The 21679-nt window shown below is 41.9% G+C and carries 15 protein-coding genes; 3 read left to right on the top strand and 12 right to left on the bottom strand.

Annotation, left to right across the window (positions count from 1 at the left end; translation table 11 throughout):
- Window positions 1-2 precede the first annotated feature (2 nt).
- From BN3283_RS03850 to BN3283_RS03795, 12 genes are all read right to left on the bottom strand, one after another.
- The gene (locus tag BN3283_RS03850) at window positions 3-3359 is read right to left on the bottom strand and encodes a SusC/RagA family TonB-linked outer membrane protein (RefSeq protein ID WP_059025698.1); all 3357 of its coding nucleotides are present in this window, start codon (window positions 3357-3359) and stop codon (window positions 3-5) included.
- A 249-nt stretch (window positions 3360-3608) separates the two neighbouring features.
- Window positions 3609-4799: a FecR family protein gene (locus tag BN3283_RS03845; RefSeq protein ID WP_041502044.1), complete on the bottom strand. Its 1191-nt coding sequence runs from the start codon at window positions 4797-4799 to the stop codon at window positions 3609-3611.
- 54 nt (window positions 4800-4853) lie between these two features.
- Window positions 4854-5408 carry an RNA polymerase sigma-70 factor gene (locus BN3283_RS03840; protein WP_059025697.1) on the bottom strand — a complete coding sequence of 185 codons (555 nt, stop codon included), beginning with the start codon at window positions 5406-5408 and terminating at the stop codon, window positions 4854-4856.
- Window positions 5409-5883: 475 nt separating this feature from the next.
- Window positions 5884-8169, bottom strand: a complete 2286-nt coding sequence (locus BN3283_RS03835) for a Gldg family protein (RefSeq protein WP_059025696.1) — start codon at window positions 8167-8169, stop codon at window positions 5884-5886.
- A gap of 27 nt (window positions 8170-8196) precedes the next feature.
- Entirely contained in the window at window positions 8197-10485 is a 2289-nt protein-coding gene (locus tag BN3283_RS03830) for a Gldg family protein (RefSeq protein WP_059025695.1), read from the bottom strand.
- Between the two features lie 11 nt (window positions 10486-10496).
- Window positions 10497-11426, bottom strand: coding sequence for an ABC transporter ATP-binding protein (locus tag BN3283_RS03825; protein WP_059025694.1), 930 nt, complete (start codon window positions 11424-11426; stop codon window positions 10497-10499).
- A 206-nt stretch (window positions 11427-11632) separates the two neighbouring features.
- Window positions 11633-12571 carry a ribonuclease Z gene (locus BN3283_RS03820; protein ID WP_059025693.1) on the bottom strand — a complete coding sequence of 313 codons (939 nt, stop codon included), beginning with the start codon at window positions 12569-12571 and terminating at the stop codon, window positions 11633-11635.
- A gap of 7 nt (window positions 12572-12578) precedes the next feature.
- Entirely contained in the window at window positions 12579-14480 is a 1902-nt protein-coding gene (rpsA, locus tag BN3283_RS03815; RefSeq protein ID WP_286137497.1) for a 30S ribosomal protein S1, read from the bottom strand.
- A 255-nt stretch (window positions 14481-14735) separates the two neighbouring features.
- Window positions 14736-15431 (bottom strand): tRNA (guanosine(37)-N1)-methyltransferase TrmD, encoded by a 696-nt coding sequence (gene trmD / locus BN3283_RS03810; protein WP_059025692.1) that lies wholly within the window; start codon window positions 15429-15431, stop codon window positions 14736-14738.
- A gap of 369 nt (window positions 15432-15800) precedes the next feature.
- Window positions 15801-17921 (bottom strand): S9 family peptidase, encoded by a 2121-nt coding sequence (locus BN3283_RS03805; RefSeq protein WP_059025691.1) that lies wholly within the window; start codon window positions 17919-17921, stop codon window positions 15801-15803.
- A gap of 89 nt (window positions 17922-18010) precedes the next feature.
- Window positions 18011-18790 carry an amidohydrolase gene (locus BN3283_RS03800; RefSeq protein ID WP_070807444.1) on the bottom strand — a complete coding sequence of 260 codons (780 nt, stop codon included), beginning with the start codon at window positions 18788-18790 and terminating at the stop codon, window positions 18011-18013.
- A 2-nt stretch (window positions 18791-18792) separates the two neighbouring features.
- On the bottom strand, window positions 18793-19341 hold the full coding sequence (locus BN3283_RS03795; protein WP_059025690.1) for a 1-acyl-sn-glycerol-3-phosphate acyltransferase: 549 nt from the start codon (window positions 19339-19341) through the stop codon (window positions 18793-18795).
- A gap of 302 nt (window positions 19342-19643) precedes the next feature.
- Between BN3283_RS03795 and rplU the strand changes: the two genes are divergently transcribed.
- From rplU to serS, 3 genes are all read left to right on the top strand, one after another.
- The gene (rplU, locus tag BN3283_RS03790; protein ID WP_041502054.1) at window positions 19644-19955 is read left to right on the top strand and encodes a 50S ribosomal protein L21; all 312 of its coding nucleotides are present in this window, start codon (window positions 19644-19646) and stop codon (window positions 19953-19955) included.
- Between the two features lie 33 nt (window positions 19956-19988).
- Window positions 19989-20249: a 50S ribosomal protein L27 gene (gene rpmA, locus BN3283_RS03785; protein ID WP_041502055.1), complete on the top strand. Its 261-nt coding sequence runs from the start codon at window positions 19989-19991 to the stop codon at window positions 20247-20249.
- 134 nt (window positions 20250-20383) lie between these two features.
- Window positions 20384-21658 carry a serine--tRNA ligase gene (serS, locus tag BN3283_RS03780; protein ID WP_059025689.1) on the top strand — a complete coding sequence of 425 codons (1275 nt, stop codon included), beginning with the start codon at window positions 20384-20386 and terminating at the stop codon, window positions 21656-21658.
- The last annotated feature ends 21 nt before the right edge of the window (window positions 21659-21679 follow it).

The raw sequence follows: 21679 nt of genomic DNA, 5'->3' as shown, positions 1-21679 counted from the left end.
GATCAGAAACCAATATTTAAAGTGAAGTTCACTGAATTCGCATAAGGATAATTCGTTCCCCGCTCTGTCTTCACCGTAGAGAGTCTCCAAATATCTGTCGTTCCCACAGAGAACCGCAACATATTGATACCATATTTCTGCAATTTTTCTCCCGAGAAATCATACTCCAATGTCAAGGAATTCCATTTCAATTCATTATCACGCTGCATAAAACGAGAAGTAGGTTTCGTATCGACTTCACGATCTTTTATATCCTTATACATGGTGATATCACCGGGATTTTGCCAACGCAATTCCATGGCTCGCTTATCCACATTCTTTCTGAAATCGGCATTTTCGACTTTCGATATCAAAGTAGTATTGTAAAAATCCCCTCCGAACTTATAAGTAAAGGCCGTAAACAAAGAGAAGCCTTTATACCTGAAGTTAAGACCGAACGAACCGTCCGCTTTCGGCGTTTTGTCTCCGATAACACTCATCTCCGTGGCTTTCCACTCGTACCCCACAGTTCCGTCTTTGTAAACATAAAGTTCTTTACCCGTCGCCGGATCGATACCCAATGATTTCATTCCGTAAACGGCCGTCGTGGATTGTCCCTCTTCGTATTTGGTCAATACACGCGTTACATCGTTCTCCTGATCCGAATAGTATTCGTTTACCTTATCATTATAAGCTTTCAAAGCATCCGAGATCTTCTTAATCTTATTCGTCACATGAGCCAAATTGGCAAATACGGCCAAATAGAGATCTTGACGATTAATGATGTTACTTCTCAATTCTATCTCGAAACCTTTATTCTCGGTTTTACCCACATTACTGGTGTAAGTACTGAAACCGGTTGAAGAAGGTAGCGTAACATTATCCACCAATCCGTTGGTAATCTTTATATAGTAAGAAGGATGGATGTAAATAAGATCATTTAAAATTCCCAATTCGAGACCGACATCAAACAATTTTGTTTTTTGCCACTCCAAGTCCGTGTTACCTCTCGTGCTCATCAAAGACGCTCCAGGACCGGTTGCATACCAACGAGAAATATCGATCTCGTGCATCGGAATCGCTGCATATGAAGGGAAGTTCAAGGATCCCTCGGTTCCGTAAGATCCGCGAAGTTTCAACTTAGAAATAACGGAATTTTTCATAAACGGATAATTGTGAATATTGATACCGGCACCGAATGCCCAGAAAGGCGCAAAACGACGATCGGAACCGTATTCGGAAGAACCGTCCATCTTAACAGAGACATCCCCCAGATAGATATCATTATAAGAATAATTAAACATCAAGGTAAAACCGAGCGTTCTTCTCTTTTCATCGCTTGAAGTCGGCTTATCCACCACCTCTTTAGCAAAACTGATAGAGGTAAATTCCCCGGAAGGGAATCCCCTGTAAACGGCTGCATTGTTCTCCCTTTTGGAAGTTGAAACGTCCATTGCGGCGGAAAGATTCATATTATGTTTACCTACCAACTCATTATAAGTTAAAGAAACACGCCCCTGCCATGAAACATCATCGCCGTCGGTGCGACTTAATTGCCCTTGCAAAGACATATCGTCACCCGCTTCTCTTTCGCTGTACAAAGACTCCGGATGGGTAAATTTATCTCCCCTGTCTCTCCTCTGATTTATCTGCAATCTTCCTTCCAATTGAAGTGTAGGATAGATATACCATCTGATACTGAATTGTTCGGTCAACTCGTTGTATTTAGACTTGTCATAGTTTCCTATATTCGCTTCATACAAAGGATTCGGATTAAAACGATCTGAATGTAAGTCAAAATCCTTCAATGACTTCACATACTTTCCGTCAGCATCTTTATATTCAAGATAGGGTAGTAAGGTTGTATATTCGGAAAAATTTCCATAAGGAGATTCATGACTCTTCACGACACCATACCTGATTAAATTGGAGACCTGTACCTTTTCCGTCAAATAGCGGAAATCAAAAGAGACGTCGAGCCCTTGTCTGTAAGAACCCTTCATTGCCCCTTTCTGATCATCAAAAGCAAAATTAAGTCCATATCTCATCTCTTTGGAACCGCCTTCCACCGTCAAACTATGAGTATGATTGAAATTGTTTCTTAAAGGCTTACTCAACCAATAGGTATCAACGCCGCGGGCTAAAAGTTTCATTTTCTCGTTATACAAAGTTCGAGAAACGGGATCCGTAAAGTCATACAAACCAGCCGCTTTTTCAGCCTCCACTTTTTCCTCGGCGTTCATCAGATTATAACCGTGCAAATTAGGCATTTCCAAAATACCCGTCATATTATAGGTAAATTGAACTTCTCCGGCTTTAGGAGCTACCGTCGTGATAACGACAACACCGTTAGCGGCTTCAGCTCCGTATCGCGCCGTGGCTGCCGCATCTTTCAAAATAGTCATACTTTCGATACGGTTCGGATCCATGTCGTATACGCGCTCGATCGATACCTTAAATCCATCCATGATGAAAAGAGGCAGATTCGGGTTATTACGCAATACCGATTTAGATACGCTACTCCGATCCAAATCTTTCACACCGATACTGGCCTGGCCGCGGAGCCGTACTTCGGGCAAGGCATTCGGATCCGAACCCCACAAATTATTGTCTATGATACGGAAAGAGGGATCGAAAACCTGCAAAGCAGCAACGGCATTCGTCTTGGAAACCTTCAAAAGCTCCTCGCGAGTCACACTCACCGCATTTCCCGTAAAAGCGGATCTCCGAATATTACCGTACCCGGTAACAATAACTTCTTCCACCTGTTTTACCTCGAGCTCCATCTTAACTATAACCTCTTTTTGAAAATCCGTAACGGTTACCTCTTTGGTAATCATTCCCACGAAACTTACCGACAGACGAACCGTATCCTTCCGGGGAAGAGATAAACTAAAATTTCCATCTACATCGGAGGTTACCCCCAAATGGGTTCCTTTGACAACAATCGCGGCTCCGGGCAGAGGCAGATCTTTCTCGTCGAAAATCTTTCCACGAATAGTAACCTGTTCCAAAACGGCAGCTTTCGACTGTCTTTTTTGAATAACAATCACGTTTCGAGTAATAACGAAAGTGTATTCCGTATCCTTTAAACACACTTCGAGAATTTCAGAAACCGGGGCATTCTCAAAAGAATGCGTAATCAAAGGAATCTTTTTCATCTCCTCATTATTACACATGTAATCGTAATTGGTGTTTTCTTTAATGTAATCCAACACCTGCATAAATGTTGACTTCTCGAATTCCACGGTTAACTTAGGCTCTGTCGGAGACTGTGCCCGACAAATTGCGAACCCGAACACTTGAAGCAAGATAAAAAGAGATAAGATCCTACTTATCTTTTTCCCCATCATCAATAAGTTTGACTTCTTTTTTTTCATGTAGATTAGTTTTAAATTACTAAAAATGAAACCCGCATTCCATTCGTTTGCCTCCTTTTACGCGGGTTTCACCGCTGTTTGTAGATTGGTTGTAGAATTTGCCGAAAATTGATATTAGACTATTTTTAATGAAATATTATATATATTTATTTTACAATATAAATTTTAATTAAATAAACTACAATTTAGAATGTAAATTCCCCTTTTAGATATCTTCCGACTCTATCAATTAACTAATTATTAAAATATTTAAATATGCTTTAACTCTTTTACACTAATCACACCGTTATGTAATGTAAATTCTATATCCGTAGTATAATTTAAAAATTCATCCAATAACTCCTGTAACGAAATATTATTCGGAGGAGTCCCCGTAAACCGCGATTCCCGTAAAGAAGGCTTCTCAAACAGTACTTCCACGTCATACCATCGACAAATCTTTCTCATAATCATTTCCAAGGTCTCTCCTTCGAAATTGAACTTACGATCCATCCATGATATCACATTTTTTGTATTTACACGACGTACATTAATCTCGTTGGCAACAGAAAGAGAGAGCTGTTCCCCGGGTGTTAATTGCCAAACGGTATCTTCGGTACACATCCTTACTTTACCGGACAGTAAGGTTACCCGCGATTCGTGTTCATTCTCATAATTCATTACATCGAATGAAGTTCCCAACACCTCCACGAAGAAATTATTTCCTTTTACGATAAAAGGTCTCTCCTCATCTCTGCTAACCTCGAAATAGGCTTCCCCCTCTATATAGACTTCCCGCCTATTTCCAGCAAAAAACCTCGGGTATTTTATCACGGTTTCCGCGTTCAGATACACTTTCGTACTGTCCTCCAAAACGATGTTGAATACACACCCCTTCGGAACGATTAAAGTATGATAGGTCATAGAATCGACCAACGTATCCCGCTTCACCCGCGTATAATCTAAAGTCTGTATACCCGTCATGAAAGAAACTCCTAACGTATCCAATTTTTTAGCTTCTGCTTCTCCCGATAAAGCAATCATGGAATCATTGTCTAAAATCAAACGGATACTATTCCGGTCTATGGGTTCCATCGGCGAAACTTTTGCGATGCTTTCGTCAACCGGTAATAATTCTTGATGAATAAATATCCACGAAGCCATGATCAAACACGCGAAACAAGCCGCACAAGCAAACATTCGGGACATAGACCTCTGTTTTTTCGTCGTTTTTTTATTCTTGCGTACCCGCTCCAAAAACAACAAAAAATCTCCTGCCGTATCGTATTTTTCATACTCTTTGAAACGCCCCATTAAAACGCGGTCATTCTCCAACTCCCTCTTCAATTCCGCCCACTCTTCCTTTTCCAACAACTTCTCCACTTCTCGTTTTTCCGCTAACGTTAGTGTTCCTGCCCAGGACTTAATAATTAATTCAATATATCGCTTTTCTTCCTTCATATCGATTATAAAATACCTAAACCTTCACTCGGTATTACTTTTTTTTAAAAAAAATCAGAGTTCGTATTCCGTTTTCACATTTATTAAACAATCACGTAAATACTTTATACTTCTATTTTTCTGGACCTTCACCGTATTAATACTAATACCCAACTTACTCGCGATCTCTTTTCCCGAAAAACCATTTATACTCAACTCAACAATCTTTCTTCGCATCCGCGGTAAAGTTCTTATATGCATATACAACAATCTCGTAACTTCCTCCCGCACGACTCTGATTGAAAAATCATGATCCTCCTCCTCTTCTTCGTTCTTTGTCAATTTATCTAAAATCCGTTCCCGCGTTTTTTTATTCCTTATGTAGATCAAAGAATTATTGTGTAGAGACTTATACAAATAGCTTAATAACTCTGCCGAGGTTGAGAAATGAGCATCCGAATTCCATATGCCCACCATCAACTCCTGCACAATATCTTTAGCCGTATCCATATCGGACACGAAGGATTCCGTATAGGTACACAAAGCCGCATAACAGGCTGCATACAATTGTTCCCAGCTACGCTCATCCTTCCTGTTAATCCCTTCCAAAATGCTTTCTAATCTTATCATTGTTGGAATCCCCCCTTTAATTATTATAGCACACTTTAAATTTAAAATCAACGTACATTTCCCTACCCCTATCAAAAAACCATCGATTAATTATGATCCTTAAAAAGCCTTTAATACTCTTGTTTTGAAAGTTTTTGATTCTAAGAATCAATAGTTTAGAATTTTTATAACAATCTGTCCCGTATCATTAAAAATCGATCGTTTTTTGTAACGAAAAAAAACACCTACAAGCACTCACTTACCCCTTACTAATTAAATAATACGTATGTATCCTTTTGGTATTATCGATTTAACAAATCTTTTTGTTAAAACTTATCACGCATACATTCACCTCCACTTTAAACGATTCCGAAAGACAATAATAATTATAAAGTTATGAACCACATTTCCCTCTTCTTAATTATTATATTTTTTTATATTAATCAAAAAAACATGGTGTCGCAAAACGACACCATGAAAATATAAGAAACTAAACCTACCGGCTCCTTCTCCTGATCCAGACCAAAAGAGCTAACAGTAATATCAATCCGGGGATCACCCAGGTGAAAGCAACTTTAGTAATCTTAGCACCTTCCTTTCCCAAAAAGATATCGTTATCTATGGGAAGAGGACGGCGAACATCAACCGGAGCTTCCCCATCCGATAACCAGTGGAAAGATCCTAAAATAATATAATAATTCTCAGCACGTATCTCCTCTCTTCTCTTAAATAACTCTATGTTACTGATACAATCAGCATCTCCCAACACGACAATCTTTTGTTCCTTTTCCCCGATCTTCCGGGATAGGGCTAAAGCCGTTACATAACGTTGCTCTCTCTCCCCGACCGCCGGATTCAATTTTACCGTATCATCTATAAAATTAGTCGTTTCCAATTCATTCCATACGCCTGTTGAATCGGTCACTAAAAGAGGTGTTACCGTAAACCCTTTATCGGTCACATATTCCAGTCCCATACATCCCGGCATCGTGGCACAGGAATTCCATTTGGCCATCCCTTTAAAATAATAAGACAACTCCCATGATTCCGGAGTCGGTCTGCTCAACACCATATCCGGAGAATAATTTTCCGAGGGTTGTACCAATACTCCGTTCACGAAAGAAACTCCCAGAGGTTCGACCAACGAATTCATATACTTTTGATACCCGTTCTCCCCGATAAGTACCAGATTTCCACCCCTCTCGATATAACGGTCCAACTTTTCTTTCTCCTCATCCGTCAACTCTTTCCTCATATCGGCAATCACTAAGATCTTAATAACGGCAGGTATTTCTCCGGTAAGTTCGACCTCTTGCACATCGAATCCCTGATTAACCAAGGCCTGACGGAACCATTTATCCTGAGCGAAACGAATATAATCCCGGTCTCCTTCCCGATTAATATTCCGTTCCCCATGTCCCGTTAAAAATCCCACGGTAGGCAACTCCATTACCATACGTTTGAATGCGGCAGAAATCTCCGCTTCGCCTGGATCCCGGAACATATCATTGTAAAGGCGTAAAAACATTTTTTCTCCGCTCTCCCGCTCTATTTGCCGAACAAAATAGTTACCTTCAGGACGTAAATCGATCACGCTTCTGATCTGTTCGGGCGATAAATACCGGGAGAATTTCAACTTATGAATTCCTGCAAACCTTCTGGCACGATCTTCAAAAGAGAGTTCCGGGTAAAAGTTTTCCATCTGTTTATTTACAACCGTATCATAATAATAGACGTATTTCAATTTAATCTCCGGCTTGAAACGTATGTATCTCCAGAAAGAGTATTTATCGGAATTCACGTACTGGGGCAATGCCTTCATGTAATCCCGGTCCATCAGATTATTATAAGTGGTAATCGTCAATCCCCCTTTCAAAAGTTTCACGATCTCCTGACTATGGGGAGTCAGCGTATTGCCCTTCTCCCGGGAAACATCCACGAACCCCATCAAACGGGGACGGGAACTTAAATACCCCACGCAAGCAATAATTAAAAATACTCCCGCGTATTTCATGGCATTTTTTCCCCACGACACGTGTTTAACCCGGGAAGAGAGATGTATGATCGCAAAAGTGACGAACATGGCAGGAACCATTATAAAGTAGATAAGATCCTCGCTACAAATTAATCCCCCGATAAGCCCCCCTGTCCGACCGCGAATAGACAACCAGAAAGCTACATCCCGCACAAATGCAATCTCTTGCCACATCTGGTTGATATAATTCAGGAAAGACAAGATGGTCAGCGTACCGATAGCAGCGATAATCTGGTAGGAAGAGACGGACGACATAAAAAGTCCGATAGCCGCATAAGTACATATCAACAAATAAAGGCCAAAAATTCCCGAGAGAATGGTCAACACATCGACATTCTCGACAAAACACAAAAGAAAAAGCAGGTAGACTAAAAAAATACCAACCAATACCAAAGCAAATATCATCATAGAAAGATATTTTCCTAAAATAATCTGAGCGTTGGTCATGGGAGAAGAGTGCAATAATTTCATTGTTCCGCCAGCCAGATCACGACTCACCAATCCCATGGTCAAAATAGGAATATAAAGGAAAAGATATTCCTGCATCGAATAAAGTACCCGAACGAAAATATTCGTACTGACGCCCATTAATTTCCACCCCATCGTCTTTTCCAGAACCATCCGCGAAACTCCCTCGGAAAAGACCAAACCCGATTGAAAGGTAAAAATTATAAGAATCAACCAGGCTACAGGCGAGTAAAATAACATCTGCAACTCGGTTTTCGCGATTTTCATTATCATTTTCATCACATCAAAACATAAATAATTAACAAATTACCGGCCTTTCCGGCGTATCCAAATAATCATACCGGCCATAGCCAACAATGCCGGTAATATTCCCATGAATAGAACGCTCAAAAACTCCATGCCGTCTTCACTCACGAAAAGGTAATCATCGATCAACTCCGGATAAGTTATTCTCACCGGCACCTCTTCATAGGAAAGCCAATAAAAAGCTGACCGCACTAAAGTATAATTCATGGCGGGTACGCCTTTTCGCCCCGAAGCGAACTCTCCGTTGCTGATACAATCGGAATCACCCACGATAACCACCCGCTGCTCTTTATCGTTCACCTGGCGGGTTAAAGCCATTGCCGTAATAAAGGGTCCCATCCTATCCCCGGATAAGGAATCATAAGTAATCGTCCCTTCCATAAAATTTTTCGTTCCGACTTCATTCCAACACCCGACCGTATCGCTGACCAAAATAGGAGTCATGGAGTACCCCTTATCCGGCGTATAAGTCAACCCGGCACTCCCGGGCATCGCCACACACCCCTCCCTCTCTCTCATGTACGCCAACCCATCCCACAAAGCGACTCCGGCATCCGTAGGAATACTTTGAATTAAATCCGCTTGATAAACCTCTGACGGTCGTACCAATCTTCCGGACATAAACTGAACTCCAAAAGATTCCGCAACAGGATTCATCCGATCTTGTGCTGTCGGCTCTCCCAAAATCAATAAATTTCCCCCTCTTTCGATATAACGATCCAGATAGGCCCTTTCCGCCGAAGTCAAAGCCGACCTCAACTCTGAAATAACCAAAATATCTATTTCGGCCGGAATCTCTTTTTCCAACGTTACCTCTTCTACGTCAAATCCTTGATTTATCAAAGCCGACATAAAACTCTTATCACTTGAGAAACGCTTGTACTCCCTGTCTCCCTCCTTATATATACTTCGCTCCCCGTGTCCTTTCAGAAATCCGACATGAGGCAATCTCATGACCAAGCGTTTGATAGCAGCAGAAATCTCAGCTTCCCCGGGTCCCATCCTGAAACCGCCGAAATCGTAAAAACGCAAAAAAGTTTTTTGTCCGTTTTCCCGTTCCACGACCCGTACGGTCCGATTCCCCTCTTCGCTCAAATCCTCTATATCCTGCATCTCTTCAGGTGAACGGAATTTCGAAAAATTCAACTCCAACTGATCACACAACCTTTCCGCTCTCTCTTTATCATTCAAATCCGGAAAACGCTGATCCAACTCCTCATTATTCGCATCAGCATAGAAATAAACGTATTTCAACTTCATTTCCGGCTTGAAACGAACAAACTCGCGGAACTCCCGTTTGTCGCTATTTATTCTTCCGGGTAAAGTCGACCAGAAATCCTTATCCAAAATATTCGTATAAGTCGTAATCGTGAGTCCGCCTTCCGCTCTGGCAACGATATCCTGACTGGCAACCGATAACGAATTTCGTTTAGTCCGGGTAGCATCGTAATAAGACATTAATTTCGGCCGGGAACTGAGGTAACCTACCAGCATGACAAAAACCAACGCCCCGACATAGGCTCCCCAACGTACGGACCAACGACTCCTTTGTACCCGGTAACGTATATGAAGGGTAGCCCAAGTGAGGAATAAAGCGATAACGACTAAAAAGTAAATCACATCCTCACTGCATATCAATCCCCGTATAAATTCCTCCGTCCGTCCCCTAATAGATAACCAGTAAGTAAGATCCCGTATAAATTCCATATCCTGCCATACCATACCCACATAATTCAACACGGATAAAACGCCTAACGTGCCCAAAGCCGCCACGACCTGATAGGAAGTAATACTGGACATGAAAACACCGATAGCCGCGTAAGCTCCCAACAACAAGAACAACCCCAATAATCCGGACAACACGTAAGGAAGATCCATCAAATGGATCGTACAAAGTCCCAAAACGGTATAAAACACCAACACTCCCATCATAGCCAGACCAAAGACCATTACTCCCAAGTATTTACCCAATATAATCTGACTGTTACGCAATGGAGATGAGTGTAACAATTTAATCGTGCCGCCCCCCAAATCCCGGCTTACGACTCCCATCGTCAACAAAGGGATGTAGAGATAAAGATAACTTTGCACGACAGTGAATATTTTCCCGAATAAAAAAGTTTTACCCCCGCCGGTATAGCCCATGGCTTGATAACGGACCGTCTCCTCAAACAAAGCGGAAGCGATCATACCGACCTGAAAAGTAAAAATAACCAGTATCAACCAAGCCACAGGAGAATAAAACAAAGACTGCAACTCCGTCTTGGCTATTTTAAATATCATCTTCATACGCAATCTCTTTATTTTTTACTTTTGGTAGATAATTCGGCAAAAATATTATCCAACGAACTCTTTTCCATTCGAATTTCCAATAATTGCCAATCATTAGCCACACTGGCTTGGACGACATGGGAAATGGCCTCTCTCGCATCCGTAAATTGAATACGATAATTGATACCTCCCAAATGCTCCGCACCGATCACTCCCGGAAGAGACTTCAAATCCTCCACGTCGGGCGCAGAAGCCAAAGAAGCAAATATACTGCTTGGAACGATATAATTATCAAACTCTTCCACGGTTCCGGCAAAGACCACTTGCCCCTCCTCTATCATCCGTATATAGTCACAGGTAGCCTGTACCTCGGGTAGAATATGAGTAGAAAGAATAATCGTTCTGTCTTCCGCTATCTCTTTTATCAAATGGCGAATCTCCACGATTTGATTCGGATCCAACCCGTTGGTAGGCTCATCCAATACGACAAATGCAGGATCATGAATGATAGCTTGTGCAATACCTATTCTCTGTTGATAACCGCCGGAAAGATTACGGATCAAACGCTTACTGAAATGAGTCAATCCGCAACGCCCCATTACACTCTTCACCGCCGCAGCCACTTCACTGGCCGGAATTCTTCGGATATTAGCCGTAAACGTCAAAAACTCCTCTACTGTCAAATCATTATATAACGGAGGTTTCTGAGGTAGGAATCCGATATATCTCTTCGCCTCTACCGGATTTTCCCGCATACTTATTCCTTTAATGTAGATCTCTCCCTCCGTCTGTTTCAAAACCCCACACATAATATTCATCGTGGTAGACTTTCCGGCTCCGTTAGAACCCAACAAACCGTAAATACCATTACGGGTTATCTCGAAATTAATGTCTCGAATAGCCCATTGCACACTATAACGATGGGACAAATGTTCCACCTTCACAATTGATTCTTCCATATAAACATAGTTTTGAATAAATGACTTTATCTTTTAACCACGTATATAGAATACTCAAAATCGTCGTTGGTACTATTGTTCCTAAATAATTTTTAAAATAAGCTACAAAGATTCGCTCTCCCTAAACATCGAGGTTCCTAAGCTGAATTTAGTCGCGATAAAAATTTCCCGTAGCCTGTACAGGTATAAACGAATTGTTATAAAAATTAAAGGCGAGACCGTTTTATCAAAGGTATTTCAAAAACAGCTCCATCCTTGGAAAGTTCGGTATCAGGAAAAACGATACGGGCTTGTTCCAATAAAGGAGAAGGATCAATGTAACGGGATGAAAAATGTCCTAACAAAAGTCGTTTGGCCCCGGCCAACAAGGCCATTCGAGCTGCCTGGGTTGCCGTACTGTGGTAAGTCGCCTTCGCCAAGTCTGCGAACTCGTCTCCATACGTGGCATCGTGATAGAGAAGATCGACACCTCGCACGTATTCGGCAAAAGATTCCCGGAAAAGAGTATCCGTCATATAGGCATACGAACGAGGTGCCGGCGGAGACGCCGTAAGCCGTTCGTTAGGAATAATCTCTCCTTCAGAAGTTATAAAATCCTCTCCCTCTTTTAACCGATGCATAAAAGCCACCGGAACCTGAAAAGCCTCTGCCATCTCCCGGCAGATACTTCTCGGCCTCTCTTTCTCTGCAAACAGAAAACCGTTTGCCGGAGCTTCATACCGATGTTTTAATGGAAAAGAACGAACGGTAACCAACTTGTCCTCGTATATCAATTCCGGCTCCCGTCCCAAATGATGAAAGATCAAGGGATAATTTAAGCGGGAGTTCATGAGTTTCAATTGAAATTCAATTATCTCCTGTAATCGCTTGTCGGCATAGACATGTAACTCGCCCCTGCGGTTTTGCATGGAAAAAGTAGATAACAGCCCAATCAGACCGAAAAAATGATCCCCGTGCAAATGAGAAATAAAAATACGATTGATCTTATTGTAAGGCACCTTAAAACGCCGGAGCTGGTGTTGGGTACCCTCACCGCAATCTATAAGAAAGTACCGCTCAAGCACATTAAGTACTTGAGCGGCAGCATTTCTTTGAAGAGTGGGCACGGCAGAACCGCACCCCAATATGGTTAATTCAAATTTCACGAATCAATTACGCCTCTTCGTTTTTAGCTTCTTCTTCAGCTTGCGCCTCCATTTGATCTTTCAAAGCAGCCAACTCGGTGATATCTCCCAAAGTCGTTTTTTCCAACTTCTCTTTCACTTTCTTAACGGCTTTTTTCGTGGTTTGAGCTTCGTCTTTTCTCTTGGCTGATTCTACGGCTTTTTGCTCATCCTCAAAAATACGGGAATGAGAGAGAATAATCCGTTTGGCACCCTTGTTGAACTCAATTACTTTGAACGGCAATTTTTCATCTACCTGAGCCTGAGATCCGTCTTCTTTTACTAAATGACGTGGAGTGGCGAAACCTTCCACACCGTAAGGCAATGCGATAACCGCTCCCTTATCGAAAATTTCAGTAATCGTTCCTTCATGAATGGAATCAACGGTAAAGATAGTCTCGAATACATCCCAAGGATTCTCTTCCAATTGTTTGTGTCCCAAACTCAATCTTCTGTTCTCCTTGTCTATTTCAAGAACAACCACATCGATTTCAGCTCCGATCTGAGTAAATTCTGCCGGATGTTTCACTTTCTTCGTCCAAGAAAGATCAGAGATATGGATTAATCCGTCAACACCCTCTTCGATTTCTACGAATACCCCGAAGTTAGTGAAGTTACGAACAATAGCTTTATGTTTCGTTCCCACGGCATACTTCTCTTCGATATTTTGCCAAGGATCGTTTTTCAACTGTTTGATACCCAAAGACATCTTTCTCTCATCACGATCCAAGGTAAGAATAACAGCTTCTACCTCGTCACCCACTTTCATGAAATCTTGAGCAGAACGCAGATGTTGAGACCAAGACATTTCCGATACGTGAATCAAACCTTCTACACCCGCGGCAATCTCTACGAAAGCTCCGTAATCCGCCATAACAACGACCTTACCCTTCACGCGGTCACCGACCTTCAAGTCCGCACTCAAAGCATCCCACGGATGAGGAGTCAATTGTTTCAAACCTAAGGCAATACGTTTCTTCTCATCATCGAAGTCAAGGATAACCACATTCAACTTCTGATCCAATTGAACGATTTCATTCGGATGGTTTACGCGACCCCAAGAAAGGTCCGTAATATGGATCAGTCCGTCTACACCGCCCAAGTCAATGAATACTCCGTAAGAGGTAATATTCTTAACAGTACCTTCAAGTACCTGTCCTTTTTCCAATTTAGAAATAATATCCTTCTTCTGTTGTTCCAACTCAGCCTCAATAAGAGCTTTATGAGAAACAACAACGTTTTTGAATTCCTGATTGATTTTAACCACTTTGAATTCCATGGTCTTACCAACGTATACATCGTAATCGCGAATCGGTTTCACGTCGATCTGAGATCCCGGCAAGAAAGCCTCGATACCGAATACATCCACGATCATACCACCCTTCGTACGACATTTTACAAAGCCCTTAATCACCTCATCGTTATCCAATGCCGAGTTCACCCGATCCCAGCTACGTAAAGCTCTCGCTTTTTTATGAGACAATGTCAATTGGCCTCTTTTATCTTCCTGAGTTTCAACGTATACCTCTACTTTGTCACCCACCTTCAATTCCGGATTGTAACGGAATTCATTCAACGAAATAATACCGTCCGACTTGTAACCGATGTTTACTACAACCTCTCTCTTGTTCATAGAGATAACCGTACCCTCGACTACCTCTTTTTCTACCACGGAAGAAAGAGTGTCGGCGTATTTTTTTGCTAATTCTTCTTTTTCTGATGCAGAAATCACATCATCATTCGCATAAGCCTCCCAATCAAAATCCTCGTCAGCCTCAGCAGTTGCCACTGCCGGCGCCGTTTTGTTTACTTCTTCTTTTGCAAGTTCTACTTGCATTTCTTTTTGTTCTTCTGTCATGATTAATTCTTTCTCTGCTAATAAATTAGACATTATATTTCCTAATAACGGGCGCAAAAATACAAATAAATCTTTAGCTTACAATGAATTTTACAAAAAAGTGGTACTCAAAAAGACGATTTTATCCGTTCTCATCCGTACTGTTTCAAATAAACCACCATGAAAACAATTTTAGTGATCTTTTAATTGTATTTATCCATCTTGCAAATTTAGCCGGTAGTGTTAAAGCCGTAATTAAAGCCCCAAACGAAGAAGCAATTGAAGGAGCCCCCGTTGAATTGATAGATGTCAAAACAGGAAAGACTCATCTTCCTCCAGTAAATCCGGACGCAATAACCTGGTTCTCTCGTATGCCTGCTCTTCCTGCCATTCGTCGATTAACGCATGATTACCGGAAAGCAAGACCTCCGGAACCTTCCATCCGTTAAAATCCGCCGGACGGGTATAAACAGGAGGTGCCAATAAATTGTCCTGAAACGAATCGCTCAATGCCGAACTCTCGTCATTCATAGCCCCGGGAATCAAACGAACAATGGCATCGGTCATGATACAGGCAGGTAACTCTCCACCCGTCAACACATAGTCCCCGACAGATATTTCCCTGGTAATCAAATAATCCCGGATTCGTTGATCCACCCCTTTATAATGTCCGCAAAGAATCATAATATTCTCCTTCAACGACAATTCATTAGCCATTCGTTGATTAAATGTCGGAGCATCGGGAGCCGTATAGATAATTTCGTCATACCGACGTTGGGAAGTCAACTCCCGAATGCAATCAAAAACCGGTTGAATCATCATAACCAATCCCGCATCTCCCCCGAACGAATAATCATCCACCTTCCGATGTTTGTCTCTCGACCAATCCCGGATATTATGGATAAAAATTTCCACAATTCCCTTCTCTTTCGCCCGCTTAATAATGGAATGATTTAACGGACTATCCAATAATTCCGGTACTACACTTAAAATATCTATACGCATACATTAAAATATTGAACGTTGAAAACAGCTTTCCATTCCGAGGCAAATATACGGATAAAGTCATAGACTCTAATGAACCTATTCCAACAAATAGCCTCTTCAAAAAAAAATCGCTCCATAAGTTACCATCGTTCTCCCCCTGAATATTGACAGGAAACTACTCCCTACAAAAATTTCAATTCCGACCTCGAAGCCATTAGTACCCGAAGAAACAGAAAAAATAAACTACTAAATGTAATTACATACCTTCGAGATACCACCTGCGTCAAAATATCACATACCGTCAATTTCCTATAACGGGACTTTCCACGCGGACCGATTTCTTGATAAAAAAAACAGGAGCCGCCATCCGGGCTCCTGTTCCGTATTTTATTTCAAATAATCTTCAAAATAATTCGTCACTTTTTGCATCAAATGAATCCGGTCCCGACCCCGTACATTGTGCTCGGCACACGGGTAAGGAAAATAATCCACTTGTACGTTATTTTTAATACACTCCCGGATAAAGCTCAAACTATGCTCCCACACAACTACCGGATCGACCGCTCCTTGGCAAATCAATAATTTTCCCTTTAAATCTTTCGCTTTATGAATAAGGCTTACTTTCTCATATCCTTCCGGATTCTCTTGAGGGCTATCCATATAACGTTCTCCGTACATCACTTCATACCACTTCCAATCGATAACGGGACCTCCGGCCACGGCTACCTTATAGATATCCGGATAATTGGTAATCAACGATATGGTCATAAATCCTCCGTAACTCCATCCGTGAACACCGATACGATCCGTATCCACCCACGGCTGAGAAGCCAGGAATTTAATTCCCTCTATCTGATCGGCCATCTCTTGTTGTCCGCATTGCCGATGGATGATATCCTCAAACGCTTTTCCCCGGTTAGGTGTTCCGTGATTATCCAATATAAACACCACGTATCCCCGCTGGGCCATATACATCTCCCACATACTCAAAGAGGCATTCCAGGAATTCTTAACCAGCTGCAGATGCGGCCCTCCATACACATAATGGATCACCGGATATCTCTTATTCGGATCGAAATCGATCGGTTTGATCAAACGATAGTACAGATCACTTCCGTCAGCCGCTTTTATCTTGCCCAAAGTAATATCTCCGAATTTATAGTCCTTCACCGGATTTTCGGCCGTCAAAATACGACGCACCTGTTTCCCGTTATTAGCTACCAAATCAATGACCCGGGGAACATATTGGCTGCTGTAATTATCCACGAAATAGGAGCAGTCGCTACTCATGTTAATCATGTGCCATCCTTCGGCGGAAGTCAAACGACTTCTTTTTCCGCTTTTCAAATCCACCCGGAAAAGCTGTTTCTCAACCGGGGAGATCTCGGACGAAAGATAGTATGCATATTTGCCCGCCTTATCCATAGCGACAAACTCTACATCAGCTTCCACCGGAGTCAAACGTTTAAGTAATTTTCCGTTCCCGTCATGCAGATAAAGATTAAAATAACCGTCCCGGTTATTCGTCCGGAAAATAAAACGATCCGAACCGTTGACAAAATGCAATTTATCCTGCGGTTCCACGTAAGTATCCGATTTTTCCTCGAACAGAGTCGCTATCAATTTACCTGTTGACGCATCGTATTTATTCAAGCGCATATGATTCTGTCCCCGATTCAAGACCTGCACGTAAATGGCATCCCCTCGGGGGCTCCATGTAATATTAGTCAGGTATTGTTCCCTGCCAAAATCATCCGCATTCAAAAACACGATACGTTGGGAAGCCATATCGTATATACCTAAACTTACCTGCTCCGATTTCATTCCGGCCATCGGGTATTTAATCTCACGTAACGTACCCGTACGGCTCTCGATATCCAACAAGGGAAAAGAGGTTACTTCACTCTCGTCTTTACGGTAAAAAGCCATTTTTTTTCCGTCAGGAGCCCAAAATATCCCCTCGTTAATATTAAATTCATTTCTGCTCACGAACTGCCCGTTCACGATATTCTTATCCTCATCCTCCGTCACGGCAAAACTATTTCCTCTCTTATCGACATAATAAAGATTATTATCCACCGTGTAGGCATAAGCCTCAGCCGGAGCACAATAAGTTATATTAGCAGCACCCTTGGGAAACACGATGGTATTTTTCAACCTTTTACCGACCGCATCGATTTGGAACTCTTTACCTTGACGCCGAACAGCCAATGTCTGTTCATCCAACCAGGAGAACTGAGGAAATCCCTTCAATTCCGTTCCTAAAATCCGATTCAACTCTTCCGTTGTCAATACGACCCTTTTTTCTCCCGTGGCCGCATTTTCACTTATCAAATTTTTATCGGAAAGATAAGTAAAATTATTACTCTCTCCCTGCCACGCGATATATTTCGACTGCGGATAGAGGTGATACCCCACGATAGCCTCTTCCATTGTCAAAATTTTCTCCTGCGCAGCCAAACTTAACATCATACACAATCCCATTAAGGTTAACCCAATTTTTTTCATTTCTTACATTTTTAATAGCTTCGAATACAAAATCCGTTGCCGTCAACTGTTATTACTACTTATGATCTACAATACACGCGAAATTACTACTATTTCTGAATAATAAACCTATCTCGGTCTTCCAGTACGGGAAATCTCTTCCGAAATTCCCGTAAACCGACCAAATCGATATCCATCTGACGAATATCATCTTCGTAAGCCTTACATCGCACCAGCACCTCTCCCTTGGGAGAAACAATCGCAGAATCACCGGAATACTCCAATCCGTTCCCGTCTTTCCCGACACAATTTACACCTATTGCATAACATTGATTCTCTATCGCTCTCGCCCGCAACAGTATTTGCCACGCTTCCCGCCGGACGGCAGGCCAATTGGCCACGTAAACAGCCATATCGTACATTTCCGTATTGCGGCTCCACACCGGAAAACGCAAATCATAACATATGAAAGGTGCTATTTTCACCCCTTCGTATTCAATGAGCAATTTTTTATTTCCGGACGTAAAATGTTTGTCTTCTCCCCCCATGGTGAAACAATGACGCTTATCATACCACTCAACCTTCCCATCCGGAAAAACAGCCAATAAGCGATTATAAAAACGCTCCTCCTGGCGAAAGATAACCGATCCCATAATTAAAGACTTCTTCCGGAAAGCCCATTCCAATAATTTCGAGAAAGTCTCTTCGTAGAAAGGAGCTATCTTCTCCTTGCCCTGCATGGTAAAACCGGAGGAAAACATCTCCGGCAAAACAATGATCTGCGCCCCCGATACACGCTCTAACCGCTCCTCAAAACAGCTCAAATTTTCAGGAACATCCTCCCATGCCAACCGGGCTTGTATAACAGCAATATTCACCTTTTCTCTCATAATCAATCGCCAGTAGAAAAATTCTCAGGATGACGAGGGTGAGCATCCTTATAGGTCGACATGATATAACGCAAATCGGCATCCGGGTCGTCCGACGGCTCAAAACGGGTTCCCCATGTACAATACTTGTATTTGTAATCGATACGTCCTAAATAAACCGGCACCCCGGCTTGTTTGGCTATCACCAAAAAACCCTTTTTCCATTTTTTCCTTTTTTTTCGACTTCCTTCCGGAGTAATCGTCAAATACATGGAGTCTCGTTTCTTAAACTCCTCCACCATCTGCTCCACCAAATGGTTGTCTTTATTTCCCCGGTCTACGGGTATTACATGCATCGCACGCAATATCATTCCCAATGGAAAAAAGAAAAACTCCTTCTTCATCAATATAAACGTGGGTATCCCCTTACTCATAAAAGTCAACTTTCCCCAAATAAAATCCATAATAGAAGTATGAGGAACGGAAATAACCACGGCTTTCTTATCCTTCGGTAACTCTCCGACCATTTTCCAACCGAAAAGCATCATGATAAAACGAGCAATATATTTCATACCATTATCATTTATAAAACTAATTCCATGCAAAAATAAAACAAATCCCGGAGATAAAATCGATTTCTCCGGGATATAATCATTTTCGAGACAAATCCCACTCTACCCTAACCCGTTTCACCGCATCAACGGCCGACACTTCTCCCGGTAAAAACAAAGAGTCATGTCAGTTTTGATTTTTTCATTGTAAAGGTTGTTATTCAAAAAACTATTATTACCTTTGCCGAGCGAAAATTTAACCTCAGGGGTATGAAAAGCGGAATCATCCCACCCCATGGTATTAACTTTAATAATAAAAAACAATGTACGCTATTGTAGAAATCGCAGGACAGCAGTTCAAAGTAGAAAAAGACCGTAAAGTCTATGTACACAGACTGGAAGCAGAAGAAGGCTCACAAGTAGAATTTGACAAAGTATACTTGGTGGAAAACGAAGGTCAGGTAAAAGTCGGAACTCCTATTGTAGAGGGAGCAAAGGTTACGGCCAAAGTACTATCCCACTTAAAAGGGGACAAGGTAATCGTTTTCAAAAAGAAAAGAAGAAAAGGTTACGCTAAGAAACAAGGTCATCGTCAATATTTGACTCAGCTTCAAATTGAAGAGATCAACGCTTAATTTATTTTGTAACTTCTAAAATTTTAATACGATATGGCACATAAAAAAGGAGTAGGTAGCTCTAAGAACGGTCGTGAATCTGAAAGTAAACGATTAGGAGTGAAGGTTTTTGGCGGACAATTTGCCAAAGCCGGTAATATTATCGTTCGTCAAAGAGGAACCCAACATCACCCGGGATTAAACGTGGGCATGGGTAGAGATCATACTTTATTCGCTTTGATTGACGGAAACGTTGTTTTCACCAGAAAACAAGGAGATAAATCTTACGTCTCCATAGAACCTATTGCAGAATAAATAGAAAAATGCAAAATATTTAAACTCCTGCCTCTTAAAGACAGGAGTTTTTTTTATTTTTACAACCGCAAACAGGAGTTTCAGATCAATAACTTAATGATCGGAATCCAACGTAAATTATAAATCGAATCGATATGTTGAATTTAAAATTTATTCAAGAGAACAAAGAGACGGTTATTCGAAAATTAGCCGTCAAGAACTTTGATGCAAAGGAATTGGTGGAAAAAATCATATATCTCGATGATGCGAGAAAAAATCTTCAAAAAGAATCGGACGACAAGCTGGCAGAAATGAACACGATCTCCAAACAGATCGGGTTATTCATGAAAGAGGGGAAAAAAGCCGAAGCCGAGACGGCTAAAGCACAAACCACCCGCTTAAAGGAAGAGATTGCCGCTTTAACGACGAGACACAGCGACACCTTAGCAGAATTGAACGAACTAATCGTCAGACTCCCGAATCTTCCGCACGATTGTGTTCCTCCCGGTAAAAACGCGGACGATAACGTCATCGTGAAGATCAGCAATAATATCCCGACCCACGAGGAAGGCCAATTAGCCCATTGGGATCTGGCAAAAAAATATCAATTGATAGATTTCGAGGTGGGCGTAAAAATCACGGGAGCCGGATTTCCTGTATACAAGGGATTAGGGGCCCGTTTACAAAGAGCATTAATCTATTTCTTTCTCGAAGAAAATACAAAAGCAGGATACGAAGAGGTCATGCCTCCTTTGGTCGTCAATGAAGATTCCGGCTTCGGAACCGGACAATTGCCGGACAAAGAGGGACAGATGTATTACGTTAACGAGGACCGACTCTATCTTATCCCGACTGCGGAGGTTCCCGTTACCAACCTGTACCGTGACGTGATTCTGGATGCGGAACAATTGCCGATTAAAAATACCGCCTATACGGCTTGTTTCCGGCGGGAAGCCGGTTCTTACGGAAAGGACGTGCGCGGTCTGAACCGCCTGCACCAATTCGATAAGGTGGAAATCGTCCAGATTACCCGTCCGGAAGTATCCTACGAAGCCTTGGACGGTATGGTTAAACACGTGGAAAGTTTATTGATCCAATTAGGCCTTCCCTATCGGATCGTTCGTCTTTGTGGCGGAGATATGAGCTTTACCTCTGCTTTAACCTATGACTTCGAAGTTTATTCGAAAGCACAAGACCGTTGGTTAGAGGTAAGCTCCGTATCCAACTTCGAAGAGTTCCAAGCCAACCGTTTGAAATTACGGTTTAAAAACAAAGGAGACAAAAAAACAACGCTGGCGCATACTCTGAACGGCAGTTCGTTAGCCCTTCCCCGTATCGTGGCCGCTTTGTTGGAAAACAACCAAAGTCCCGAAGGCATTCGCGTGCCGGAAGTATTGCAGCCGTTTATGAAAACCGATTTGATAAAATAATAACCATTACCTCTGAAAGCC

The organism is Gabonibacter massiliensis (genome assembly GCA_001487125.1).
Classification (GTDB): Bacteria; Bacteroidota; Bacteroidia; order Bacteroidales; family Marinifilaceae; genus Gabonibacter; species Gabonibacter massiliensis.
Note: the sequence above shows the minus strand (reverse complement) of the source record. Positions and strands in the feature narration are given on the sequence as shown.

Coding starts and splice junctions, on each gene's coding strand:
- BN3283_RS03850 (WP_059025698.1), bottom strand. CDS start 3,359: ATGAAAAAAAAGAAGTCAAACTTATTGATGATGGGGAAAAAGATAAGT.
- rplU (WP_041502054.1), top strand. CDS start 19,644: ATGTACGCTATTGTAGAAATCGCAGGACAGCAGTTCAAAGTAGAAAAA.
- BN3283_RS03825 (WP_059025694.1), bottom strand. CDS start 11,426: ATGGAAGAATCAATTGTGAAGGTGGAACATTTGTCCCATCGTTATAGT.
- BN3283_RS03795 (WP_059025690.1), bottom strand. CDS start 19,341: ATGAAATATATTGCTCGTTTTATCATGATGCTTTTCGGTTGGAAAATG.
- BN3283_RS03805 (WP_059025691.1), bottom strand. CDS start 17,921: ATGAAAAAAATTGGGTTAACCTTAATGGGATTGTGTATGATGTTAAGT.
- BN3283_RS03800 (WP_070807444.1), bottom strand. CDS start 18,790: ATGAGAGAAAAGGTGAATATTGCTGTTATACAAGCCCGGTTGGCATGG.
- serS (WP_059025689.1), top strand. CDS start 20,384: ATGTTGAATTTAAAATTTATTCAAGAGAACAAAGAGACGGTTATTCGA.
- BN3283_RS03840 (WP_059025697.1), bottom strand. CDS start 5,408: ATGATAAGATTAGAAAGCATTTTGGAAGGGATTAACAGGAAGGATGAG.
- BN3283_RS03830 (WP_059025695.1), bottom strand. CDS start 10,485: ATGAAGATGATATTTAAAATAGCCAAGACGGAGTTGCAGTCTTTGTTT.
- rpsA (WP_286137497.1), bottom strand. CDS start 14,480: ATGTCTAATTTATTAGCAGAGAAAGAATTAATCATGACAGAAGAACAA.
- BN3283_RS03835 (WP_059025696.1), bottom strand. CDS start 8,169: ATGAAAATGATAATGAAAATCGCGAAAACCGAGTTGCAGATGTTATTT.
- trmD (WP_059025692.1), bottom strand. CDS start 15,431: ATGCGTATAGATATTTTAAGTGTAGTACCGGAATTATTGGATAGTCCG.
- BN3283_RS03845 (WP_041502044.1), bottom strand. CDS start 4,799: ATGAAGGAAGAAAAGCGATATATTGAATTAATTATTAAGTCCTGGGCA.
- rpmA (WP_041502055.1), top strand. CDS start 19,989: ATGGCACATAAAAAAGGAGTAGGTAGCTCTAAGAACGGTCGTGAATCT.